Annotated in this window: 3 protein-coding genes; all 3 read right to left on the bottom strand. The window is 55.3% G+C overall.

Annotated features, from left to right (window positions below; genetic code table 11):
* Positions 1–91 precede the first annotated feature (91 nt).
* Positions 92–1,048, bottom strand: coding sequence for a winged helix-turn-helix domain-containing protein (locus tag ACP5E6_RS18415; protein ID WP_427956802.1), 957 nt, complete (start codon positions 1,046–1,048; stop codon positions 92–94).
* Positions 1,049–1,071: 23 nt separating this feature from the next.
* The gene (locus ACP5E6_RS18410) at positions 1,072–1,668 is read right to left on the bottom strand and encodes a recombinase family protein (RefSeq protein WP_427956800.1); all 597 of its coding nucleotides are present in this window, start codon (positions 1,666–1,668) and stop codon (positions 1,072–1,074) included.
* A gap of 76 nt (positions 1,669–1,744) precedes the next feature.
* Positions 1,745–2,182, bottom strand: coding sequence for a nucleotidyltransferase domain-containing protein (locus ACP5E6_RS18405; RefSeq protein ID WP_427956798.1), 438 nt, complete (start codon positions 2,180–2,182; stop codon positions 1,745–1,747).
* Positions 2,183–2,312: the final 130 nt, after the last annotated feature.

Raw genomic sequence — 2,312 nt, 5'->3', positions numbered from 1 at the left:
TCCCAAATTCCTTTCCGTCTCACAGGGGGGTGTGTCGAGAAATGGACCGCTTTCCGGACGGTATGAGAACGGGTGTTATGGAAAGCCGTCTCTAACGTCGGAAACGCTCAAAAAAAGACGGCTCAGTAACGAGAATTTTTTGTTCTATCAGCCCGATTTCGTAAGTCTCGCAGATCTCTAATATTCGATCGAGGTCCACAAGCTCAATTTCAATTTTTCCGAGCGCCCTTGCTTCACGCCTCGCATCCTCGGAAAATGTCGTCGTTGTAAAGAAAATTCCTTTCGCAATATGTCCGCCTATAGCTCCTCGAAAACGCTGCACCTCCTCCGATGATACCTTACGACCGGAGACATCATATTTCTTGGCTTGAAAGGCTATTGGCTGAGACACGAACTCGTTGATCCGCAAACGACCCGTGCCATCTATGCCGCCATCCTTGGAGTGCCTCGTCGTCAGAACATCCTCCACCCCCACACGGGCGAGAAGTTCCGAACAGAAATCTTCGAAGCCAGCAGGCGTCATGCTTCCGATTAAGGTTATCAATGATGGGCGGTGATCACTATAAGGCGACGTTTGTGGCGATGGCGCAATGATCTCATCGTCCTCGTCCTTAATGAAGGTCTCGCGCCCCGGAACAGCGTCGATTGCGACCGCCATCTCCGTGCCGGCCTTTGCCTTAGCAAGCGCGTTCATTTCCATAACACGCCGCCAAATCAAATCGATATCAGGTCCGTCAAGCTGAGCATCTTTACCCTTATCTGTAAGCCTCCAAACTCCTCGGGAGGGAGAGTCCAGATAGCCAGTTTTGACCAAATATGAGCGCGCCCACGCAATCTGATTTTCGAACCGTGGATATCCATTCTTGTTCGTGACCGTCCGTTCTTCCTCGGAAAGACTGAGATTCTGTGCGATTGCATCATAGATTTCACGGGGGCGCGCTTGACCGCCCTTCTCGCGCATTGCATCCAATAACGGGTTCATGAACCGAAGAAATGCCCCCTCATACTTTGGAAGGGTTTTGACGCCAGGGTATTCCAACAGAGCCATACGATTATCTTACCTAGAGCGGGTCACGTTGGCGCGCGGACGGCATGAGTATGGCGAGATAGCCTAGCTATCGTTGCAATCCCAACATTATAGCTGAGCGCCAGTTCCTTCAACGTGGCCCCCTCGACCCGACGTTGCCGGGCTTCGTCCTGCTGCTGTGGGGTGAGGGCCGGAGGGCGGCCCATGTGTTGCCCGCGTGCCTTGGCCCGGCTCCGGCCCTCAGCCGTTCGGGTACGGATCAGATCACGCTCAACGTCGGCCAGACCACCCAGCACGGCCAGCATCAGCCGCCCGGTGCTCGTGCCGGTATCGGCCCACGGTTCGGCCAACGAGCGGAACCGTGCCCCGGCGTCGGCGATCTGCTTGACGATCGCGAACAGGTCGAACGTCGAGCGCGCCAGGCGATCGATCCGCGTCACCATCACCACATCGTCAGCCCCCACGTATTTGAGCAGCTTCAACAGCTCGCGGCGATCGGGCCGCGCTCCGGTCACTTTCTCCCGATAGATCTTCGCGCATCCGGCCGCCTTCAACTGCTCAAGCTGTGCATCGAGCGTCTGGCCATAGGTGCTGACTCGGGCGTACCCGATCAGGCGGGAAGGGCGGTCTGTTCCGGTCATACCTTACGGAAAGTGTAAGCCTTTGATTCGACAAGGGCAAGCCAGCTTACCGAAAGTCTTGATTTCTGGAAGTAACCTAAGCCACTTGCTCGCAGACGGCGATGCACAAACGGCTAAAAAGTCCTTGCGGATCGTGAAGAATGCGGCACCCATCGGCAATCACGCGCCGGGTCCCTGGATCAATGCGCCTCGTCTCAGCCCATGCAGGCAAAGCAAACCCAAATTCTATCTCGTCGCCATCAGGCTCAAGCCATAAGCGGCGTGACCATAGCGCGCCGTAATCCTCATCCACCCACAGGGTCGGGCGCGTGCCAATCACGCCCCAGTTAATTTCATGCAGCCAACCTACATCTAGTTTGAATGTCTCGGGCGCAGTAACCAACAAGACAAGGTCAATATCCGATTCCGGCCGCGCCATACCACGCGCCTGCGAACCCACTAGCGCAGCGGCTTGAATCTCTGGCCGGTTTTGCACCCACTCGGCAATCCTCTGAATGATACGGTCAGGTTTCATATGGGAATTGTACGATATTCCGGCTCAAAAGTCTTGAATTTCGGCAACAACTTAAGCGGGTATCCACATAAATAGCCCATCCCAAGACCCTGGAGGGGCATATTTTAGATGCTGCCTAATCGCCATAACG

This window comes from Acidiphilium sp. (assembly GCF_049977125.1).
Lineage (GTDB): Bacteria > Pseudomonadota > Alphaproteobacteria > Acetobacterales > Acetobacteraceae > Acidiphilium.
Note: the sequence above shows the minus strand (reverse complement) of the source record. Positions and strands in the feature narration are given on the sequence as shown.

What these genes read in the sequence shown, in the direction of transcription:
- ACP5E6_RS18415 (WP_427956802.1), bottom strand. Translation starts at nt 1,048, where the DNA reads ATGGCTCTGTTGGAATACCCTGGCGTCAAAACCCTTCCAAAGTATGAG.
- ACP5E6_RS18410 (WP_427956800.1), bottom strand. Translation starts at nt 1,668, where the DNA reads ATGACCGGAACAGACCGCCCTTCCCGCCTGATCGGGTACGCCCGAGTC.
- ACP5E6_RS18405 (WP_427956798.1), bottom strand. Translation starts at nt 2,182, where the DNA reads ATGAAACCTGACCGTATCATTCAGAGGATTGCCGAGTGGGTGCAAAAC.